Origin of the sequence: Pseudoalteromonas sp. BZA4, from assembly GCF_040104395.1 — a bacterium.
In the GTDB taxonomy this organism is placed as follows: Bacteria; Pseudomonadota; Gammaproteobacteria; order Enterobacterales; family Alteromonadaceae; genus Pseudoalteromonas.
Map to the genome: position 1 here is coordinate 59575 of NZ_JBECOT010000011.1, position 18775 is coordinate 78349.

General features: G+C 43.9%; 16 protein-coding genes and 1 pseudogene. 6 read left to right on the forward strand and 11 right to left on the reverse strand.

Annotated elements, in window-relative coordinates:
• Window positions 1–25: 25 nt before the first annotated feature.
• The gene (locus ABMY41_RS06955) at window positions 26–3958 is read left to right on the forward strand and encodes a S8 family serine peptidase (protein WP_349274386.1); all 3933 of its coding nucleotides are present in this window, start codon (window positions 26–28) and stop codon (window positions 3956–3958) included.
• Window positions 3959–4081: 123 nt separating this feature from the next.
• Here the strand turns inward: ABMY41_RS06955 and ABMY41_RS06960 are convergent, their stop codons facing one another.
• The 4 genes from ABMY41_RS06960 to greB all read right to left on the reverse strand — a co-directional run bounded on the left by ABMY41_RS06960 (window position 4082) and on the right by greB (window position 8066).
• On the reverse strand, window positions 4082–6397 hold the full coding sequence (locus ABMY41_RS06960; RefSeq protein WP_055020521.1) for a Tex family protein: 2316 nt from the start codon (window positions 6395–6397) through the stop codon (window positions 4082–4084).
• Window positions 6398–6532: 135 nt separating this feature from the next.
• A complete protein-coding gene (locus tag ABMY41_RS06965; RefSeq protein WP_058586152.1) occupies window positions 6533–7114 on the reverse strand; it encodes a CBS domain-containing protein in 582 nt (193 codons plus the stop codon).
• A 49-nt stretch (window positions 7115–7163) separates the two neighbouring features.
• On the reverse strand, window positions 7164–7469 hold the full coding sequence (locus ABMY41_RS06970) for a hypothetical protein (protein WP_054562854.1): 306 nt from the start codon (window positions 7467–7469) through the stop codon (window positions 7164–7166).
• 114 nt (window positions 7470–7583) lie between these two features.
• Complete coding sequence (greB, locus tag ABMY41_RS06975; RefSeq protein ID WP_063528319.1) at window positions 7584–8066, reverse strand: transcription elongation factor GreB; 483 nt, start codon at window positions 8064–8066, stop codon at window positions 7584–7586.
• A 166-nt stretch (window positions 8067–8232) separates the two neighbouring features.
• Between greB and ompR the strand changes: the two genes are divergently transcribed.
• Together ompR and envZ are read left to right on the forward strand one after the other, a co-directional pair.
• Window positions 8233–8952 carry a two-component system response regulator OmpR gene (gene ompR / locus ABMY41_RS06980; protein WP_054554428.1) on the forward strand — a complete coding sequence of 240 codons (720 nt, stop codon included), beginning with the start codon at window positions 8233–8235 and terminating at the stop codon, window positions 8950–8952.
• A 5-nt stretch (window positions 8953–8957) separates the two neighbouring features.
• Entirely contained in the window at window positions 8958–10253 is a 1296-nt protein-coding gene (gene envZ / locus ABMY41_RS06985; protein ID WP_054562852.1) for a two-component system sensor histidine kinase EnvZ, read from the forward strand.
• Window positions 10254–10317: 64 nt separating this feature from the next.
• Here the strand turns inward: envZ and ABMY41_RS06990 are convergent, their stop codons facing one another.
• Window positions 10318–11022, reverse strand: coding sequence for a 2OG-Fe(II) oxygenase (locus ABMY41_RS06990; RefSeq protein WP_054563475.1), 705 nt, complete (start codon window positions 11020–11022; stop codon window positions 10318–10320).
• A gap of 36 nt (window positions 11023–11058) precedes the next feature.
• On the opposite strand from ABMY41_RS06990, the gene ABMY41_RS06995 reads away from it, so the two are divergent.
• Entirely contained in the window at window positions 11059–11454 is a 396-nt protein-coding gene (locus ABMY41_RS06995; protein ID WP_287245909.1) for a thioesterase family protein, read from the forward strand.
• Between the two features lie 279 nt (window positions 11455–11733).
• Here the strand turns inward: ABMY41_RS06995 and ABMY41_RS07000 are convergent, their stop codons facing one another.
• The 4 genes from ABMY41_RS07000 to ABMY41_RS07015 form a co-directional block, all read right to left on the reverse strand.
• Window positions 11734–11937, reverse strand: coding sequence for an AlpA family transcriptional regulator (locus ABMY41_RS07000; RefSeq protein ID WP_055647226.1), 204 nt, complete (start codon window positions 11935–11937; stop codon window positions 11734–11736).
• Window positions 11938–12025: 88 nt separating this feature from the next.
• Window positions 12026–13252, reverse strand: a complete 1227-nt coding sequence (locus tag ABMY41_RS07005) for an integrase arm-type DNA-binding domain-containing protein (protein ID WP_349274387.1) — start codon at window positions 13250–13252, stop codon at window positions 12026–12028.
• A 14-nt stretch (window positions 13253–13266) separates the two neighbouring features.
• Window positions 13267–13410 carry a hypothetical protein gene (locus ABMY41_RS07010; RefSeq protein WP_349274402.1) on the reverse strand — a complete coding sequence of 48 codons (144 nt, stop codon included), beginning with the start codon at window positions 13408–13410 and terminating at the stop codon, window positions 13267–13269.
• Between the two features lie 125 nt (window positions 13411–13535).
• Window positions 13536–14510, reverse strand: coding sequence for a ParM/StbA family protein (locus tag ABMY41_RS07015; protein WP_349274388.1), 975 nt, complete (start codon window positions 14508–14510; stop codon window positions 13536–13538).
• A 464-nt stretch (window positions 14511–14974) separates the two neighbouring features.
• On the opposite strand from ABMY41_RS07015, the gene mobI reads away from it, so the two are divergent.
• A complete protein-coding gene (gene mobI, locus ABMY41_RS07020) occupies window positions 14975–15418 on the forward strand; it encodes a conjugative transfer protein MobI(A/C) (RefSeq protein WP_000348525.1) in 444 nt (147 codons plus the stop codon).
• A 10-nt stretch (window positions 15419–15428) separates the two neighbouring features.
• Here mobI and umuC read toward each other — a convergent pair.
• Both umuC and umuD read right to left on the reverse strand, forming a co-directional pair.
• Window positions 15429–16696: pseudogene (gene umuC, locus ABMY41_RS07025) on the reverse strand (translesion error-prone DNA polymerase V subunit UmuC).
• 7 nt (window positions 16697–16703) lie between these two features.
• Window positions 16704–17153, reverse strand: a complete 450-nt coding sequence (gene umuD / locus ABMY41_RS07030) for a translesion error-prone DNA polymerase V autoproteolytic subunit (protein WP_217875240.1) — start codon at window positions 17151–17153, stop codon at window positions 16704–16706.
• A gap of 655 nt (window positions 17154–17808) precedes the next feature.
• On the opposite strand from umuD, the gene ABMY41_RS07035 reads away from it, so the two are divergent.
• Window positions 17809–18717: a 3'-5' exonuclease gene (locus tag ABMY41_RS07035; RefSeq protein WP_217875239.1), complete on the forward strand. Its 909-nt coding sequence runs from the start codon at window positions 17809–17811 to the stop codon at window positions 18715–18717.
• Window positions 18718–18775 lie beyond the last annotated feature (58 nt).

The window sequence follows — 18775 nt, forward strand, 5'->3', positions numbered from 1 at the left end:
ATTTACGTTTGAAAGTACCAGTGGTGTGGCACCTCGTGCACACATTATTTCGTACCAAGTGTGTTATGCAGGAAACTCGGGGGATCTATACTCAGGCTGTCCTGAGTCAGCTATCTTATCTGCATTTGAAGATGCAATTGAAGATGGTGTAGATGCAATCAACTTCTCAATAGGTGGTGGTGAAAGCTTCCCGTGGGAAGACCCAATGGAAATGGCTTTCTTAAGTGCGCGTGAAGCAGGTATTTCAGTAGCAGCAGCAGCGGGTAATTCAGGCCCATATTATATGTCTGCGGATCATACTTCGCCTTGGGTAACCACAGTAGGCGCATCAACCCATGATCGTGTAATGGACCTAGGTGCTAAAACCATCAATAACTTCCAAGGCACTCGCGCGCCTTTTGCTGGTGAGTATACAGGTAAGAGTTTCTCTGGCGGTATCACAGGTGAAGTTGTACTTGCTGAAAAATACGATGACCCGAATGAAAATGATGATTACGATGCTGCAAGCTGTAATGCCCCTTTCCCAGCAGGCACGTTTACGGCTGACCAAATTGTAGTATGTTTACGTGGTGACATCGCGCGTGTAGATAAAGCTAAGAACGTGGCAGCTGGTGGAGCAGGTGGCTTCATTTTGCAAAACATTAGTTCGGCAGAAAATATTGTTGCTGATAATTATGTGATCCCAGGTATTCACCTACCAGCAAACGCACGCTATACAATTCGTAATTGGGTTAATGCTAACCCAGATGGCGCTGCTATTGCGACAATTGGCGAGCCAGAAAATAACTATTCATTTGATGAAGAAGCAGGTAATGAACTTGCGATCTTTAGCTCAATGGGGCCAAGTTATTACATCAATAACCTTGTTCCAGATGTGACGGCACCAGGTGTAGATATTTATGCAGCGAATGCCGATGACCAGCCATTTACAGCTAATCCTCGTGCATCTGATTGGACTTTCATGAGCGGTACTTCAATGGCTACGCCACATGTTACTGGTGCAATGACGCTACTTATGCAAATGCACCCAGATTGGACGCCAGCAGAAATTCAATCAGCACTAATGATGACGGCAAATAAAGTACGTATTTCTAACGGCGTTACTTTAATTGACCCATACTACAACTTCATGGCTGGTGGCGGAGCGATTGACGTAGCACAAGCTGCCAATGCGGGTCTTATCATGGATGAGACTATTGAAAACTATCATGATGCGAACCCGCGCAATGGTGGTTTAGTAGAGTGGCTTAACCTACCTTCGTTAGTTAACCAAGACTGCGAACTTGAATGTACGTGGATGCGTACAGTTAAGGCAACAAAAGATGGTACTTGGGATGCAACTGCTTATGGTTGGGCTGTTGAAGGTGAAGAAGAAAGCTTTGGTGTAGAAGTTAGCGTAACACCAAGTAATTTCACACTTCAAGCTGGTGAAACACAGGATGTGATGGTTACTATGAAGTTGCCAAATATCATCGAATCTAAGCTTGATCCTGTTGAAGAAGGTGCGCCTTGGGACAATATCTTAAATAAAGATGCTTGGTTCAACGGTAAAGTGTTATTCAAGAACACTGATGGTGACTCGCCTGATGCTCATTTCACATTAGTTGCGAAAAACGTCATTGATGAGCTACCAACCATGGTTGATATCGATATGGCACGTGCAAGTGCATCAGAATCAATCGTTGTTAATACCGATAGCTACAGTGAATTTACGCCGACTTATTATGGTCTAGTAAAACCAACGGAGATTACCGCAAATATCTTAGGTGTTGCACCTTATGTGACAAAAGATCGCGTAGAAAAAGCATGGGATATCCAGGCATTTGAAGTACCAGAAGGTACAAAACGCTTAATGGTTAAAGTTGCATCTACCGAGCAAACTACAGATTTAGAAGATCTTGCTGAGCCTCGCTGGCAAATGAAAAAAGCACACTTAATAGTGGGTTATGATGCTAATGAAAGTGGCTCATTCATGGTGTCTGATGAGGAGGTTGCGGAAGATTCTACTGCACTGATCAAAGCGCTTAATGAAGAAATGATTTGTTATTCTTCAAGTAGTGTTGAAGATAACTATTGTAATATTATCGATCCCAAGCCTGGTAAATACTGGTTTGCGACCGCAGCGCTTGCGGGTGCTCGTGATGTTGGCTATCAAACTGTCACACATTATGCGATTGTTAAAGAGCAAAATACCGGTGAATTCAGTGTATCAGCGCCACAGCAGCACAGCGGCAATGGTAACTATGAAATTGCTGTAAATTGGGATTTACCAGATGCGCAACCGAATGATGTTTATTATGGCGGCTTTGCATTAGGTAATGCTGAGGGAGCTGAAGGCACCCTTGGTTTCACATCGGTTAATTTAAAGCGTGATGCAGAGGCACTTACCTTAAATGTTGACCAAGACACTGCTCGCGCTATGGACCTAGTTAACGTTAATGTAAAACTTAAAGCCAACTATGAATCTAAAGCACGTGACTATTCATTGTCATTGACGATTCCTGACGGCATGCAAGTTTGGCCTGAAACGCTAACTTCAAACAATGAGGAAGTTGCAGCTTCATTAGTTGTAGAAGGCAACACGTTAACTATTCAAGGTACACAAGACGCAACGCGAAACGTACAACGTGATTATGTGGTAACTAACAACATCACTAATGAGATGTGTAAAACGCCAATGATTGATGAATTCTCAACAGGGGGATATATCGATTTATGGGGTGATTTCCGCATTCAACCTGAAGCTGCTTGGTATGAAGGTGGCTCAAATGTGTTCTTTGATGTGCCAATTGATTGGTTATTCTATAAAGAGGGTGCGAAGTTTGAAATTTACAACCAAGTAAATAATAACGAAGTACGTTTACATCCAACAGGTGCAATGCAGTTCACACCTATTTGGTGGATGATGAGTGCACACCGCGGTCCTGGTTTCTTAGTTGAAGCGCTTGCACCATTCTGGCGTGGCTCGTTTGAAATTGAAAACCTTCGCCATCCAACGGATCCAACAGGTCTAACGATTGCTTCTCAGTATAAAGAAGAGCGTCCTGACTTAGGTGATCTCGTATTTATGGAATTCGATAATGTGACTGATAAAAATACCGGTGACACGTTCGACTATGAAGTGATTTTACGTAGTGGTATCGATGACCATGAAGGTATGTTCGAAGCTATTTTTGCTTACGATAACCTAGGCGCAGGTGTTGATGAAGGGACTATCTTTATTGAAGGTGGTGATAGTGTTTACTCTACAACTGCCGGCTTTAAAGACGGTGCATTAAGCAATGTGGTTAGTTATGACGACCTTGGCAAAATCTTACAAGATGACTTAGTAATCTGTTTTGATTATGTTGGCCCAGAGCAAAGTGAAGTTGAGTTTAACTTTACTGCTACGGTTATGCCTGATGCGAAAGGTTCAGTGCAAGATATCACCCTTGATTACCAACTAGGTAGCCAAGAAGGTGGTATGTTAATGCACTCAATCGGCGTACAAAGCAACCTGAAAATGAGCGACATCGCTGATATGACGGTAGCAGAAAATGGCCGTATCGATGGTGTTGACGTGATGGTTGTTGATGCAGACCAGTCGCCAAATGAATTAGTGGTAACCGGTGAGAATGTTACGGCTGAAGTTGACGGAATGTCGTTTAACTTAATCCCTGATGCACATTTCCATGGTGAAACAATGGTAACAGTCACAGTGCAAGACAAAGCTAACCCAGCAGACAAAGTAAGCAAAGAATTCTTGCTTATGGTTGAGTCTGATGGTGTAGAGCTTGGTTGTACTGATGCTGCTGCAACTAACTATGATGCGACTGCGAATGAAGATGATGGTAGCTGTGAATTCGCTTCACAAGTAACACCAGAAACTGAAGCGGAAACTAAGAGTTCTTCAAGCGGCTCATTAGGTCACTTCATTGTGTTACTACTGCCATTACTTGCACTTCGTCGTCGTAAGTAATAGCGATAAAGGCTCAGTTTATTGAGCCTTTCATAGCAACGAGACTGATTAAGTTGCTATACAAATAAAAAACCGCGTAAGTTTACACTTACGCGGTTTTTTTCGACTTATGCCAACAGCCTATTATTTTTTCACTTTTGCATTGGCAAATGCATCTGCAAAGGCATTACCCATGGCAACATTGCCAAATTCGCGTTTTTGCTTAGGTGCACTTTTCGCTTTCGCAGCAGGCTTAGGTTTGCTAGCTGGTGCGGCTTTATTGCTGGTATCAACATCATCGTCTAAACGCATGGTAAAGCTAATACGTTTACGAGCAGCATCTACTTCAACTACTTTTACTTTTACAATATCGCCAGCTTTAACCACTTCACGTGGATCAGAAATAAACTTGTTAGTAATCGCAGAAATATGCACTAAACCATCTTGGTGTACGCCCACATCAACGAAGGCACCAAAGTTAGCAACGTTAGACACTACACCTTCTAAAATCATTCCTGGTTTTAGGTCGTTAATGGTTTCAACACCGGCTTTAAATTCAGCTGTTTTAAACTCAGGACGCGGGTCACGACCCGGTTTATCAAGTTCTTTGATAATGTCGGTAACCGTTGGCAAACCAAATTTTTCGTCTGTGTAGTCGTTTGCAACGAGCTTATTTAGGATGTCAGAGTTACCAATTAGGCTGTTTACATCTAAGCTGTTCTTCTCGCAGATACGCTTAACAACCGGGTATGCTTCAGGGTGAACTGACGAGTTATCAAGAGGATCTGAGCCTGTGCTGATACGTAAGAAACCGGCAGCTTGTTCAAAGGCTTTAGGCCCTAAACGTTCAACTTTTTTAAGTTCAGAGCGTTTGCTAAATGAGCCATTCGCATCACGGTAGCTAACAATGTTTTGTGCCAACGTTTTGTTTAAGCCAGATACGCGAGTAAGTAGTGGCACCGACGCCATATTTAAGTCTACACCCACTGAGTTTACACAGTCTTCAACCACAGATGTTAGTGTTTGACCTAGTTGGCTTTGCGATACATCGTGCTGATACTGACCTACACCGATTGATTTAGGCTCAATTTTTACCAGCTCAGCAAGTGGATCTTGTAAGCGGCGTGCAATAGACACAGCACCACGTAGTGAAACATCAAGGTTAGGGAATTCATTAGCGGCAAACTCAGATGCCGAATAAACAGAAGCGCCGGCTTCACTAACCATCACTTTATTAAGTTTAAGCTCAGTATTGGCTTTAATCAGTTCAGCTACTAATTTGTCAGATTCACGTGAAGCCGTGCCATTACCAATAGCGATTAGCTCAACTTTATGCTGGCGGCATAATTGCTCAAGAGTACGAAGCGATTTATCCCAATGATTTTGTGGTGCGTGCGGGAAAATCGTTTGTGTTGTTAACAGCTTGCCTGTGCTATCTACAACAGCAATTTTACAACCAGTACGTAAACCAGGATCCAGACCTAACGTGGTGCGTGGACCTGCAGGAGCGGCCATTAATAAATCTTTTAAGTTCTTAGCAAAAACGTCAATTGCGCCGGTTTCTGCTTTTTCGCGCATTGCACCTAAAAATTCATTCTCAAGGTGAAGGCTTAACTTAATTTTCCATGCCCATTGCACTACACCCATTAACCAAGCGCTTGCAGCAGAATTGCTAACATCTAAGCGATAATGATCGGCAATCATTTGTGCACACACTTGCGCCGGATTTTCTGCGCTAGGCTCAGGGTTGATACTAAGTTGTAATACGCCTTCATTGCGGGCACGCAGCATAGCAAGTGCACGGTGTGATGGTACTTTTTTAAGCGGTTCTTGATGCTCAAAGTAGTCGCGGTACTTTACGCCTTCATTTTCTTGGCCAGCGATTACAGTACTTTCAATTTGACCATGTTGTGCGATATGGCTACGGAATTTAGCTAGCAGTTTGGCGTCTTCAGCAAAGCGTTCCATTAAGATAAATTTAGCGCCATCTAACACTGCTTTATTATCTGCAAAGCCTGCATCAGCATTAATGTAGTCACTTGCTTGTTGTTCAGGGTCGAGACTTGGGTTGTTAAATAGCGCATCGGCAAGCGGCTCAATACCCGCTTCAATGGCAATTTGCCCTTTTGTACGACGTTTAGGTTTGAAAGGCAGATATAAATCTTCAAGCTCAGTTTTACTGTCAGCGTTATTAATATCAGCACTTAGTTCGGCTGTTAGCTTGCCTTGCTCTTCAATAGTATTAAGGATAAAGCTACGGCGTTCTTCTAATTCACGTAAATACGATAAGCGCTGTTCAAGTAAACGTAGTTGCGTGTCATCTAAGCCACCAGTTACTTCTTTACGATAACGGGCGATAAAAGGAACTGTGGCACCTTCATCAAGTAATTTGATTGCAGCAACAACCTGTGGTTGCTGGGCACTTAGCTCTGTTGCTAAGCGTGCAGAGATATTGCTCATGCATAAACCTTTTTAAAAATAGAAAATCAGTAAAACTGAAGATTAATTGCCTGAATAATATCACAATAAGAAGGCCTTAAAAGCACTGCTTTTAAGGCCTGCAAAAATAGTCTTACACAACGCAGATTTTAACGCTTAGTGCGGGTGATCAACCTGCTGTAATACTTCGCTAAAGCCATTAGCAATTGGGTTGATATTAACAGGGATATGTAATTTTTTAGCGATCTCTCGAGCTGAAATCAAACCACATATTTCTTGTTTAGCACTGGTTACTAATAAGAACATCATACCTTGGTGTTCCATGGTTTGCAGTGCATCGCCAATACTTGCGTAGCTGATGCTTTGCAGGCTCACACCAGCTAAGCTGCTAAGTGGCGTCATTACATCGTGTAAAGTAATTTCGTCACGGTGTAAGTTCAAGCGCTGTGCAAGGATCATAATTTTTGAGCTTTGCAGATCAGCACTAGAGGTGATGCCGAGTAGTTTATCTTCGCTATCAACCACTAAAATAAAATCTGAGCAACAGCTATTTGTTTGCTTTAAAGCATCAACAATAGTGGTGCCGTAATGTGCACGTAAAGGGTCTTTTTTAGTAAAGCTATTAAGTACTTTTAAAGCTGAAGAAGTGAGATCTAGTGTTGGCTCAACTTCATTCACTGCATTAGATAATGCGCCATTAGAGATATCTTGAAGACGTAATTCTTTGAAATTATTCATTTTGGTCACCATACATTTTAATTAAACTGAAATAGAAAATTTGAGTTAATTAAAAAGCTGGTGGCCCTCGCTGGTGCGCGCTATAAACAGACACCTTATTACAAGGGTGAACATACGAAACCACACGTGCATCTGGCAGTGGTTGGGCTACATTAGCAACGAACGCAGGTGTATGTTTATCGAGGTCGGTATCTAAGTTGGCAGGGTCTGCACTATCACACGCAATAAAGTGAGCGGTTGGCGTAACACTGTCTGAATGGCTTTCTATATCACTGGCGTAAGATATCAAACTCACACTAATTAATAGTGCGAATACAATGGCATTACTCATTATGCGTTGTATTGCGTTTGACATACTTACTACCTTCTAAAACTCAAGTAATGATTTATCTTGAGTACCTTTAGTTATAGATCACATTTTTAGACTAAACAATCACTAATTAACGCTTTCTGAATTTTCTGGCAAAAGTTATTTCGCGTCCGGATAAGTTATCTCATTGATATACCATTCTTTTGCGCCTTCAGGCGTGTTCACCGAAAAATCATCATCTACCTGTTTGCCAAGTAGCGCTCTAGCCATAGGTGCATCAATCGAAATGTAATCTTTGCGCTCGTAAATTTCGTCGGGGCCGACAATACGAAAGCGCTTTGTATCGCCTTGTTCATTCTCAATTTCGACCCAAGCACCAAAAAACACTTTACCCGCTTGCTGTGGGTTGTAGTCAACAATTTTAAGATCTGGCATGCGTTTACGAAGATAGCGTACACGGCGATCTATCTGTCGTAAAACACGCTTATTAAATTGATAATCGGCGTTTTCAGAACGGTCGCCTAAGCTTGCTGCCCAAGTAACAATTTTGGTAATTTCAGGGCGCTTTTCATGCCATAAGTAATCATGTTCTTGTTGTAATTGCTGATACCCTTCTCGGGTTATTAAATTTGTCTTTGCCATTTTATTCAGCCTAAAAAGAAAACCAGCCGCAAGGTATAAAAGTCTTTTACCTTTGTCGAGTCGGATTTTGAAATGTTCAGTAACAATCTAAGCGCGTAATTCGTTTTTTATTCTTAACTTTTTCATTTATATTAATAAGTAACATATTACAAAAAGAATGAAAGTTATGGGACACGAAACGACAAAAGTATTGGTTGTTGATGACGATATGCGCTTACGTAGCTTGCTAGAGCGTTACCTTGTAGAACAAGGCTTTATTGTTCGCTCAGCAGCAAATTCAGAGCAGATGGATCGCTTATTAGAGCGCGAGAACTTCCACTTGATTGTATTAGATTTAATGTTACCAGGTGAAGATGGGTTATCAATTTGCCGTCGTTTACGTCAAAAAGAAAATGACATTCCAATTGTAATGCTTACAGCCAAAGGCGATGAAGTTGACCGTATAATCGGTTTAGAGCTTGGTGCTGATGATTACATTCCTAAACCATTCAACCCACGTGAACTGTTAGCGCGTATTAAAGCAATTTTACGTCGTCGTGCTAAAGAAGTGCCAGGTGCGCCTGCTGCCGAAGAAAACGAAATTAGCTTTGGCGACTTCACACTAAACCTTGCGACCCGCGAAATGAGCCATGGTGATAAAACAATGTCGTTAACCAGTGGTGAGTTTGCGGTATTAAAAGCGTTAGTGACTCATCCACGTGAACCGCTTAGTCGCGATAAACTGATGAACTTAGCGCGTGGCCGAGATTACAGTGCGCTTGAGCGCAGTATCGATGTTCAGGTTTCGCGCTTACGCCGTATGATCGAAGTTGACGCCGCTAATCCTCGTTATATCCAAACAGTATGGGGCTTAGGCTACGTATTTGTGCCAGACGGTGAAAAATAACTGTAATGGGCATGTTTCCACGTAGTGCGTTTGGACAAACGGTATTTTTGGTTGCAGCCCTGCTGTTAATCAATCAAATTGTCTCTTATATCACGGTCAGTTTTTATGTTGTTAAACCAACTATAGAACAAGTAAACCTGATCCTATCTAAACAGGTGAAAACCGTGTTTATTGAATGGGAAGAGGGCGTTGAGGTAAGCAAAGAAGCCTCTGACAAGTTTTTTGAGATCACCGGCATCGAAGTGATGACCCAGCGCCAAGCGATGAGTGAGGGGTTAGCTGAAACTCGTGAGTACTCAATGCTATCGCGGAGCATGTCGAAAGAGCTTAATGGCTCTGCTCGGGTACGAATTAGTCAAACCGATCCACTGGTTTATTGGGTTGAAGCACCGCAAGCACCGGGTTATTGGGTGCGTGTGCCGCTCACAGGCCTACAAGAAAACAACTTAAAGTTTTTAACTTTTTATTTATCGAGTATTGGCTTTTTAAGTGTACTCGGTGGGTGGTTGTTTGCCCGCCATCTAAATAGACCTTTAAAAGCATTGCAACAAGCTGCTGTGAAAGTAGGCGTGGGTGACTTTTCTACCAAATTAGAAGAGCAGGGCTCTACAGAAGTCATTGAAGTAACCCGTGCGTTTAACCAAATGTCGCGTGGTATTGCAGCTCTTGAGAACGACCGTCGGTTATTAATGGCAGGTGTTTCCCATGATTTGCGTACACCGCTTACACGTATTCGCCTTGCCACCGAAATGATGTCGGACGATGAAGATTACCTGCGTGAAGGGATCATTCATGATATTGAAGACATGAATGCCATTATCGACCAATTCATTGAATACTTACGTCATCACAAACGTGAAGAACTTGAGCTAGAAGATTTAAACGCGATTGTTTCAGAAGTTGTCGAAGCTGAACAAAAACATCACCGCACTATTACCTTTAAAGAGAATCCGAGCTTAAGCGAAGTGCCAGTGAGTATGGTAGCAATAAAGCGTGTTGTTACTAATATGATTGAAAACGCAATTCGCTATTCAGATGGTGATATAGAGGTCGAAACCCGCGTGAGCAGTAATAAAAAGTTTGCCATGGTCGTGGTTAACGATCATGGCCCGGGGATCCCTGAAAGCGAACTTGAAACTGTATTTGAACCGTTTAAACAAGGTGATGCCGCACGCGGTAGCGAAGGCAGTGGCTTAGGGCTTGCGATAATAAAACGTATTGTCGATATGCACGGCGGCCGAGTACAACTACTTAATCGCCCAGAGGGAGGCCTCAGCGCGCAAATCTATTTGCCTTTTTAAAAGTATTTAGCTTTAAGCCTTAAGCTATGAGTTTCAAGCAGCCCGAGTGGGCTGCTTATTACCGCTAGGATTGTGGTTGGCCATAAATTTGTTCCGCGCGGTTGAATAAGACCCACGAGGTTAAAATATACTTATCATTTGAAATTGGCTTATTACCACGGTGCGTGTGGGTAAAATAGCCCGGTGCTACGACCATAGAACCCTGTTTAGGCGATATTTTTCGTTGTTGATAGTAAAACTCTGTTTCACCACCTTCTTCTACATCATTTAAATAGAACATAAATAACAGCACGCGGTGTAGTGCCTCGTTGTGGCCTGCTTGCGGATATACCTCGCTATGCCAATAAGGGTAACCACCTTTATTGATATCGTATTTCTGTGCTTGAATTGGACCCATGCGGAAAATTTGCTGCACGAGTAATGGCAATTGTGGTTTGCCGACTTCTTCAAAGTTATCCTGTGTTAAGTCAACAGGTTTGCCCGTTTGCGGATGGTAAACCTTTAAACCAAAGGCACCAATCATCATAAAAATATGCTCTTCAAGGTATTTGAAGACGTAACCCGCAGTAGTTTGTTGAATATGCTTTAGTTGCTCAGCGTATTCGGGGTGGTTATTAAGGTATAAATCGCGGCTGTCTTTTTTCGCTAAATCTACTCCGCCTGAGGTAATGCCTTGTTTTAAATGCGGGCTTTGTTCAAATACCGTGATAAAGTTGTCGCAAAATTCTTTGCTGAGGGCGTTTTCGTATACGCGAATAAAGTCCGTCATGAGCTACCTTTAGTTTATATTTTTTATAGGGTTACTATGTTTACTGAAACTATCACACCACGCTTTAGCGAAACAGATGTGCTAGGGCACATCAACAATACCGTACTCCCTGTATGGTTTGAAGCCGCCCGAGCGCCTATTTTCAGGTTTTTTACGCCCGATTTAAACCCTTATGAGTGGAAACTGATCATTGCTAAGGTTGAAGTAAGCTTTGTCGGTGAGTTGTTTTATGGTCTCGATGTCACAGTGAAAACCAGTGTTGAGCACATCGGCTCTAGTTCATTTGTACTGCGCCAAGAGGCTTGGCAGCAAGATAACTGCTGTGCCGTTGGTAAAACCGTACTAGTACGTTATGACTTTGCAAATAAATGTTCGCAAAAACTTAATGAGCAAGAAAGGGCTGACCTTACAGCGCATTTAATCGCTGAGTAATACCCCATTTTTTGCCGACATTTATGAATGCTTGGGGTAAAATGTGCCTTCATTATTTTGACTGAGTAATTTTGGGTTACACGCAATGCTGTTAATGATCGATAATCTGCATGAGTATCTAGCGTGGTGTATAAACGTCCAGTAGTTACAAGTCATTTGGTTGATTACAAAACGTTTTTTTCCTGTAGCGTTTATTGCGATCTAGCACCATCTTGATAAATTGCGGGTATGAATGCGGGTATGAATGCGGGTATGATTCTGGCCATACCCGCACTATCTTTAGTTACTGGATGCATAGTGTTGAGTATATGATGCTCTGGTATTTATCCAGTTGGTGATATCCTGCTCCTTCCACCCCACAGCCCTTTGTCCAAGCTTGATGTTGAGCGGAAATTCTCCAGTCTTCATGAGTGCATAAATTGAGCTTCGACTGAAACCAGTTAACTCAATAACTTGGGGTAAACGTAAAATTCGATTATCCATGACTAACTCCTAATGTTTAATTCAGGAGTATTATGAAGTGTGAGGAGAACCAGTGCGGGTCAGCAAGATGCAAAAATTCATCACTTAATCAATCGACCTCCAATGCCTTAGATTCGATTTCATCCAAATAATCCGCCCACCATTGCATCATCTCTCTGCGCTTAGATAGATGCTGAGCATGGTTATAAGCTTTTACTACAGAATTTCGTTCGGCATGCGCGAGTTGCCTCTCAATAATTTCGTGTGGCCATTCGTGCTCATGAAGCACTGTTGATGCCGTACCCCTGAATCCATGCGAAGTAATACGGGCTTTATAGCCCATGTACTCTATGGCTCTATTTATCGTGGTGTTGCTCATCGCCGTATTTGCAGTAGAGCGATTTGGAAAAATAAAACCAAATGGCCCTGTAAAAGTTTTAAGCTCTCTTAATAGTTGCATGGCTTGTTTGGATAATGGTACGACATGGGGCTCCCGCATTTTCATACGTTCGCCAGGAATTCGCCATATCGCATTTTCTAGGTCAAATTCATCCCAAATTGCAAGACGTAGCTCGCCGTTTCGAACAAAGGTAAGCAGTAGTAGCCTCAATGCAATTATGGTTTGTCGCATTCCTCGTTCTTCATAGGCGTTTAACGCTCTCATAAAACCGCTTAGTTCTGGGCCCTCTAAATGAGGGTGATGCCTGACTCTCGGTCTTGTAATAGCTCCTTGAATGGGGGCTGCTGGATCGTATTCAGCCCTTAATGTTACTACTGCATACCGGAAAATTGCTCCGCACCATTGCTTTACAAGCAATGCAATTGACGGTGATCCTTTCTTACCTTTTCTTTTATCAACACCTTGTTTCTCTATTTTTTGGACAATTACCAAAATATGGGCAGATTCAACAGACTTGATTGGCAACTTGCCAATTGACGGAAACACATAACGCCGTAAATTGATTTCAATCTGGCGCTTGTAGTTTTCGGACCACTTGGACTTATTCTTTTCTATCCACTCATGAGCCAACGCTTGAAAGGTATTAACGCTTTCCCATTCGTTTTTAACCTTTCGAGACTGTCTGATTGTCGTTGGATGTTTACCTTCTTTTACTAGTTCAGTCGCCTCTTGGCGCTTAATTCTGGCTTCACTAAGGCTAATTGTAGGATAATCACCAATTGTAAAAATTGTTTCTTTTCCAGCAATGCGATACCGGTAACGCCATTTTTTTGCTCCTGATGGTTTAATTTCTAAATACAGACCTGCGCCATCGGTTAATTTTTGTATTTTTTCGGTAGGTTTGATATTTCTGCATTTTGCATCTGACAACTTCATAAATCCCCGCCTAATTAGTCAAACCGAAGTTTTGATTTTAATGATTGTTTACGTGATTCTGCTTTGGGTTCTGGCGCTGTACTCATAGAAGTAACTTCACCATCTGGTGCAAGGCCATCCACCGGTACAGATGAAGTGGATAGATTGGGTTGGCTCATGTGAATTAACCCAAAGGTGGCCAGCATCCGCAGACGCTCAGCGCGTTCCCGTGGCGGCGTCTTTTCCAATTCTTTGAGCAGTTCAGGGTGGCTCCCTGGGGGAATGTTGACGACAACTCTCATGATCAGGACCCATAAAACCAGAAGCCTCGGACGTTCGCCAAAACAGACTGCTCAGGCACGATGATCTTGCTTCGTGAAAAAATCTCCTTGGCCGCTTCCTTATAAGCCAAGGCTCCACCTCCGGCGATCAATACCAAGTCCGCATTAATGCTTTCGTCACGCATGGATTGGCGCATGGCTGTAAGAGCGACAGGCGCTACCTTTTTCATGGCAGCATTCAGATAAGGTGAAATATCGACTTTTTCTCCAAATAGCAGCACCTGCAAGTCGCCGGTTCTCATGGCTTTTTCAAGTCGATCCATACCCACTTTGGCACCATGATCTTCCGAAATCAGCTTATCAATCGTTTCCAGTAGTACGGACATTGCCTGAAGACTGGTTCCTGATGAGCTGTAGCGAATTTCTCCGGCCTCAAGGGCAACCCAGTCAACAGAAAAGAAGCCGGGATCGATGACGACGACGCGACCTTCTTCAATCAAGCCCAAATCACCACCTGTTTGAACCAGATCCATGTAGGCACCGGCAGGCTGCGGCAGCACTTTGACGTCATGAACAGTGATGCTGCGCTTAGGTGTCACTTGATGGACACCTTTTAAACGCTGCACAAGGTCAGACTTACGTTGTGGTTCATGAAACTGGGAAACCGGTAATCCAGTGACAACCAAATCGATGGAGTCAGTTTCAGCCATTAACAAGGCGGCATGAAAAAGCGCCTTATAGGTCTTTGTGGTGGGATACTCCGGGTGAAGCTCTCGCTCCCAGCCTTGAAGGCGTCCAGCAGGCACTCCAGCGGCCCAACGCTCATTATCGACAGACACATACAAACAAGTTTCATCATCGCCTCCACCGATACGCTCCGGCATACGATCCGCAGGACCGGCACCCGCAGGCAGAATAATGGTTTTCGGTTCACTGCCTGATTGGCCAATTGCCAGCTTCAGGTTTGAGTAACCGATATCTACGCCTAGTACAAACATACTTATCTCCTGTGCACTCAAAGTGCTCTAACGGTTTTCAACTAACCGCGCTGTTCACGCTTGGGCATGTCCAAGTGCTCTGGCGGTTCACTCAAATGTCATTATCAGGATTCGGTGTACTGGCGGTGGGCAGAAAGGTGACAAATCCTTTCATCTATCTGCCTATTGCATTTTCGCAAAAGTATGAGAATAGGCTCTGTTTGGCGGCGGATGACTGAGCCAAAAAAATCGAGACGCCAAACGTCGTTTGCATTCTGGCCTGAACTTGCCAAACGGTTTGTATTTTCATGGCAATACGTCTTTTTAGGCGTTTTTAAGTAAAATCGGCCTGTATCCCTTGTCAGGTATGGGATTGCGCGAGTTGATTTATATCGAGACGCCAAACAGTGATTGTTACGGCAGTTTTACGTTTGGCGTTTCGATCCAAAAGCCAAACGGATAGTGGTTTTGGCTTTTGGGGTTAATTGGATGGGGAAATTGGTTTGGTAGAAATCGTCAATGAACAATGGAAAGCAGAGGTATCAGATTTACTTCAGCAAGAAACGGACAGGCTAAAAGCACTGGCACGAGCTGAAGTTGATGACTTTTGGGTTACCCATTACAAGGTTCGCGAGAATGCGCCCTTTAAAGACTGGGGGCTGCTTGGTGTCCGTATCAGAGACTTTAAGTATGGCTTTGGCATAGAGTGGTATATCAACAGCTTTCACGGTCAACGAGGCAAGCGTGTAGTCTTTAGTAAAGGGCTGCGTATTTCAAAGACGAAGCTGAGATACGCATTTTTGGACTGCCAAGGTTTGGCCAAAGAATGGGAGCTAGCGCTGGCCATGGAGAAAGAAGAATTCTTCAGTGATATTCGACGCCAGGTTGATAAGCTCAACATGCTGCGTCGCAGAGTGAATGCCTATTGAGTTAACTGCGCTACTTCACTCGCGGCAACTGGTCCCAGCGTGTTGTGTAGGCGGGAGACAAATGCTCTCGCTTCATCGACCAATCTTTCTTCGTACCTTGTCCAGCAAAGAAAACCTTTCCGGCACCACTTTGGTTAATGGTGTCCAATACAGACATTAACTGTTGGCTATTAGAGCGGGTCGATACGTCATCGAATAGTCCTGGTTGAAACATGCCTGGATCGTAAAAGTCAGACAGCATGACGCCCGCTTTGGCATAACGAAAACCATCCTTCCATATCCGCTTGAGTAAGTGATTGGCCAGTTCGATAAAATCTCGTGTATCGTAACTGGGGATCAGCAACTCGCCCGATGCAGAGTTGCTGTATTGCGGTTCGTTGTCCTTAAAGGGGCTGGTACGTATGAACACGGTCAGCACTTTGGCTTGCTGCTGTTCTTTGCGAAGCTTCTCAGTGGCGCGGGTAGCGTATTCGCATACAGCTTCACGTAACAATTCAAAGTGCGTTACTTTTACGCCAAATGAACGGCTACAGACGATTTGTTTCTTAGTTGGCGGGATCTCTTCAGCTCAATGCACGACTCGCCATTGAGCTCTCTGACGGTTCTCTCTAAAACCACCGAAAACTGGTCTCTGATGGCTCTAGGAGAGGCATTGGCTAGGTCTAAGGCTGTGGTGATACCCAACGCATTTAAACGCTTAGAAAGCCGTCTACCAACTCCCCAAACATCATCAACCGGAACTAATGCGAGTAATCGACGTTGCCGATCAGGATTGGTCAGGTCTACAACGCCCTGAGTGGCTGGATACTTTTTGGCGGCATGGTTTGCCAGTTTGGCGAGTGTTTTAGTCGGTGCAATGCCTACACAGACGGTGATCCCAATCCAGTTACCTATCCGCTCTCGCACTTGTTGTCCGAACTCGACAAGGGATATGGCAGACTCAATACCGGTTAAGTCCAAAAACGCTTCGTCAATGGAGTAAACCTCTACTCGTGGCGCCATCTCTTCCAAAGTGCGCATCACTCGACTGCTTAAATCTGCATACAGCGCATAGTTGGACGAAAAAGCCAAAATGCCATGACGCTGTATTTCAGCTTTGATCTGAAAGGCGGGTACGCCCATTTTAATACCGAGTGACTTGGCTTCACGCGAGCGTGCAACCACACAGCCGTCATTGTTGGACAGCACCACAACTGGCGTATCTTTTAAATCAGGACGAAACAGCTTCTCACAACTGGCGTAAAAATTGTTGCAGTCCACCAAGGCAAATACAGGCATGGGATAGTCACGACTTGCGGCGCATGTTTCGCACTACATTGGTGACCACACCAAATATCTCTAACTCAGTCCCTTCAGGAATATGGATAGGTTCATATGCTCGGTTTCTTGGGAGCAGCTTGACGCTCGGCCTCAGTTGAAGCTCCTTTACCGTGAGTTCACCATGGATACCCGCGATGACAATGTCACCGTGTTCTGCTTGGACAGAGCGATCAACCACCAAAATATCATCTGGGTGAATCCCGGCATCAATCATTGAATCACCTTCAACACGTACAAAGAACGTTGCAGCCGGTCGCTTGATGCACAGCTCGTTGAGGTCGAGCGTTTGCTCAACATAATCCTGCGCTGGTGAGGGAAAACCAGCAGAAACACGTTCCATGAACAATGGGATACGAAGGCGCTTGGCTTTGATGAAGGCAAGTGCGCCGCTACGGCCTATCAGCGAGACACTCATGACGAACCTCGAAAAATCATAATTAATACTGTTTGTTTATACAGTATCTAATGCTATGCTGATTTCTACAAGTAAAATTGTAGGTAAAACTGTAGTTGTTCGAGTAAGACGTTGTGTCGTGGGTGATTTCTTTTTTGTGGTGAAAAACTTGATGTGGGGGATCGCTCGCCCTCGTCAAAGCCTGCAAGGCTTGGACAATACTGCTTCTGCCTACTGCTCTTGTTTCTGTTACTGATCCTGTTATTGCTACTGGTTAACGCATGGGTCAAGTAACCGTCAAACAAGGCTTGTTGAACCCTTTGCAAAGGATTTAAAAACAGTTAGTAAAATTCTGCTTCGTATTGAATTTACTGGCTTAAAGCGAAGTCAGGAGCATCATTAAAATGCTCAGTCGAACTCAGTTCAAGCCTTTTGCAACCGTTTGAAAAGGGGTTGGCTAAGCCATACGTAAAGGGTATCGGTAAGGGTTACCTAAACGGTTTAGCTAAGACTTTCTGAAAGGCTTAGCCAAAGCCTTCATACATGGGTTCACCCAGTAGAAAGATTAAAAAAACGCTGAGGTATCCAAGGTGCATTTTGTACAAACGCGTTTATAAACGAACAGGGCACAATGAAATAACCCAAAGCGAACAACAGAATTGAAGAGGAACCATCAATGACAAGAGCCCCTGCGCCATTTCCGCTAGAGCGCCTCGCGGATATCCCAGAAAGACCAGAAGATTTTAGATTGCTGGAGCGTATTCCATTAACGCGTGAGCCGCAGTCCTGGCCACTTGAACTTTCTCCTATGGTCGGCGATGAACAGCCAATGGTGCTGCTCGATACAGAGACAACCGGACTGTCTGCCGATGACGAGTCCATTATTGAGCTTGGTATGGTTAAGGTGCTTTACAGCCCCTCGGCTAAGCGGATTGTATCGATTGTTGATGTGATCAGCTTGTATGAATATCCCGGCAAGCCAATCCCCGAGCTGATTACCGAGTTAACCGGTATCACCGATGATATGGTGCAAGGCCAGCGCATTGATGATGCACTGGTTGCGAGTTGGTTATCCGATGATCCGCTGGTGGTTGCGCATAATGCACAGTTTGATCGTCCTTTCTTTGAAAAGCGGTTTGCTGCATTAGGTCATCTATCTTGGGCCTGTTCAGCCAGTGGCATAGATTGGAAAGCACTGGGTTTTGAAAGTCGGAAACTTGAGTACCTGCTGCTTCGCTTAGGTTGGTTCTATGAAGGACATCGAGCTGCAACCGATTGTTTGGCGATGGCCTGGTTGTTCTATTTGTTGCCCGAGTCCGTTGCAAACTTGTTGTCTGAAGCAGACAGGCGAACTGTGTTAGTTCGTGCGTTTGGTGCGCCGTTTGACGTAAAGGACTATTTAAAAGAGCGCGGTTACCGTTGGCATGACGGTGTTAAAGGTGCCAACAAACATTGGTGGCGCGAAATCAGCGAAGACGAGTTGGCCCAGGAACAAACTTACCTGGATGATTTGTATCATCGTGGTTCAGAACATGCCCACTATGACTACAAAGATGCCCGCAATCGATTTAAAGCTTTATCATAGCCCCTTGCATATTTGAAAACCTCTGGAAAATGGAAAGTGAACTCATGGTTTAACCAAC

Coding starts and splice junctions, on each gene's coding strand:
- ABMY41_RS06960 (WP_055020521.1), bottom strand. CDS start 6,397: ATGAGCAATATCTCTGCACGCTTAGCAACAGAGCTAAGTGCCCAGCAA.
- ABMY41_RS06965 (WP_058586152.1), bottom strand. CDS start 7,114: ATGAATAATTTCAAAGAATTACGTCTTCAAGATATCTCTAATGGCGCA.
- ABMY41_RS06970 (WP_054562854.1), bottom strand. CDS start 7,469: ATGTCAAACGCAATACAACGCATAATGAGTAATGCCATTGTATTCGCA.
- greB (WP_063528319.1), bottom strand. CDS start 8,066: ATGGCAAAGACAAATTTAATAACCCGAGAAGGGTATCAGCAATTACAA.
- ompR (WP_054554428.1), top strand. CDS start 8,233: ATGGGACACGAAACGACAAAAGTATTGGTTGTTGATGACGATATGCGC.
- envZ (WP_054562852.1), top strand. CDS start 8,958: ATGGGCATGTTTCCACGTAGTGCGTTTGGACAAACGGTATTTTTGGTT.
- ABMY41_RS06990 (WP_054563475.1), bottom strand. CDS start 11,022: ATGACGGACTTTATTCGCGTATACGAAAACGCCCTCAGCAAAGAATTT.
- ABMY41_RS06995 (WP_287245909.1), top strand. CDS start 11,059: ATGTTTACTGAAACTATCACACCACGCTTTAGCGAAACAGATGTGCTA.
- ABMY41_RS07000 (WP_055647226.1), bottom strand. CDS start 11,937: ATGGATAATCGAATTTTACGTTTACCCCAAGTTATTGAGTTAACTGGT.
- ABMY41_RS07005 (WP_349274387.1), bottom strand. CDS start 13,252: ATGAAGTTGTCAGATGCAAAATGCAGAAATATCAAACCTACCGAAAAA.
- ABMY41_RS07010 (WP_349274402.1), bottom strand. CDS start 13,410: ATGAGCCAACCCAATCTATCCACTTCATCTGTACCGGTGGATGGCCTT.
- ABMY41_RS07015 (WP_349274388.1), bottom strand. CDS start 14,510: ATGTTTGTACTAGGCGTAGATATCGGTTACTCAAACCTGAAGCTGGCA.
- umuD (WP_217875240.1), bottom strand. CDS start 17,153: ATGAGTGTCTCGCTGATAGGCCGTAGCGGCGCACTTGCCTTCATCAAA.
- ABMY41_RS07035 (WP_217875239.1), top strand. CDS start 17,809: ATGACAAGAGCCCCTGCGCCATTTCCGCTAGAGCGCCTCGCGGATATC.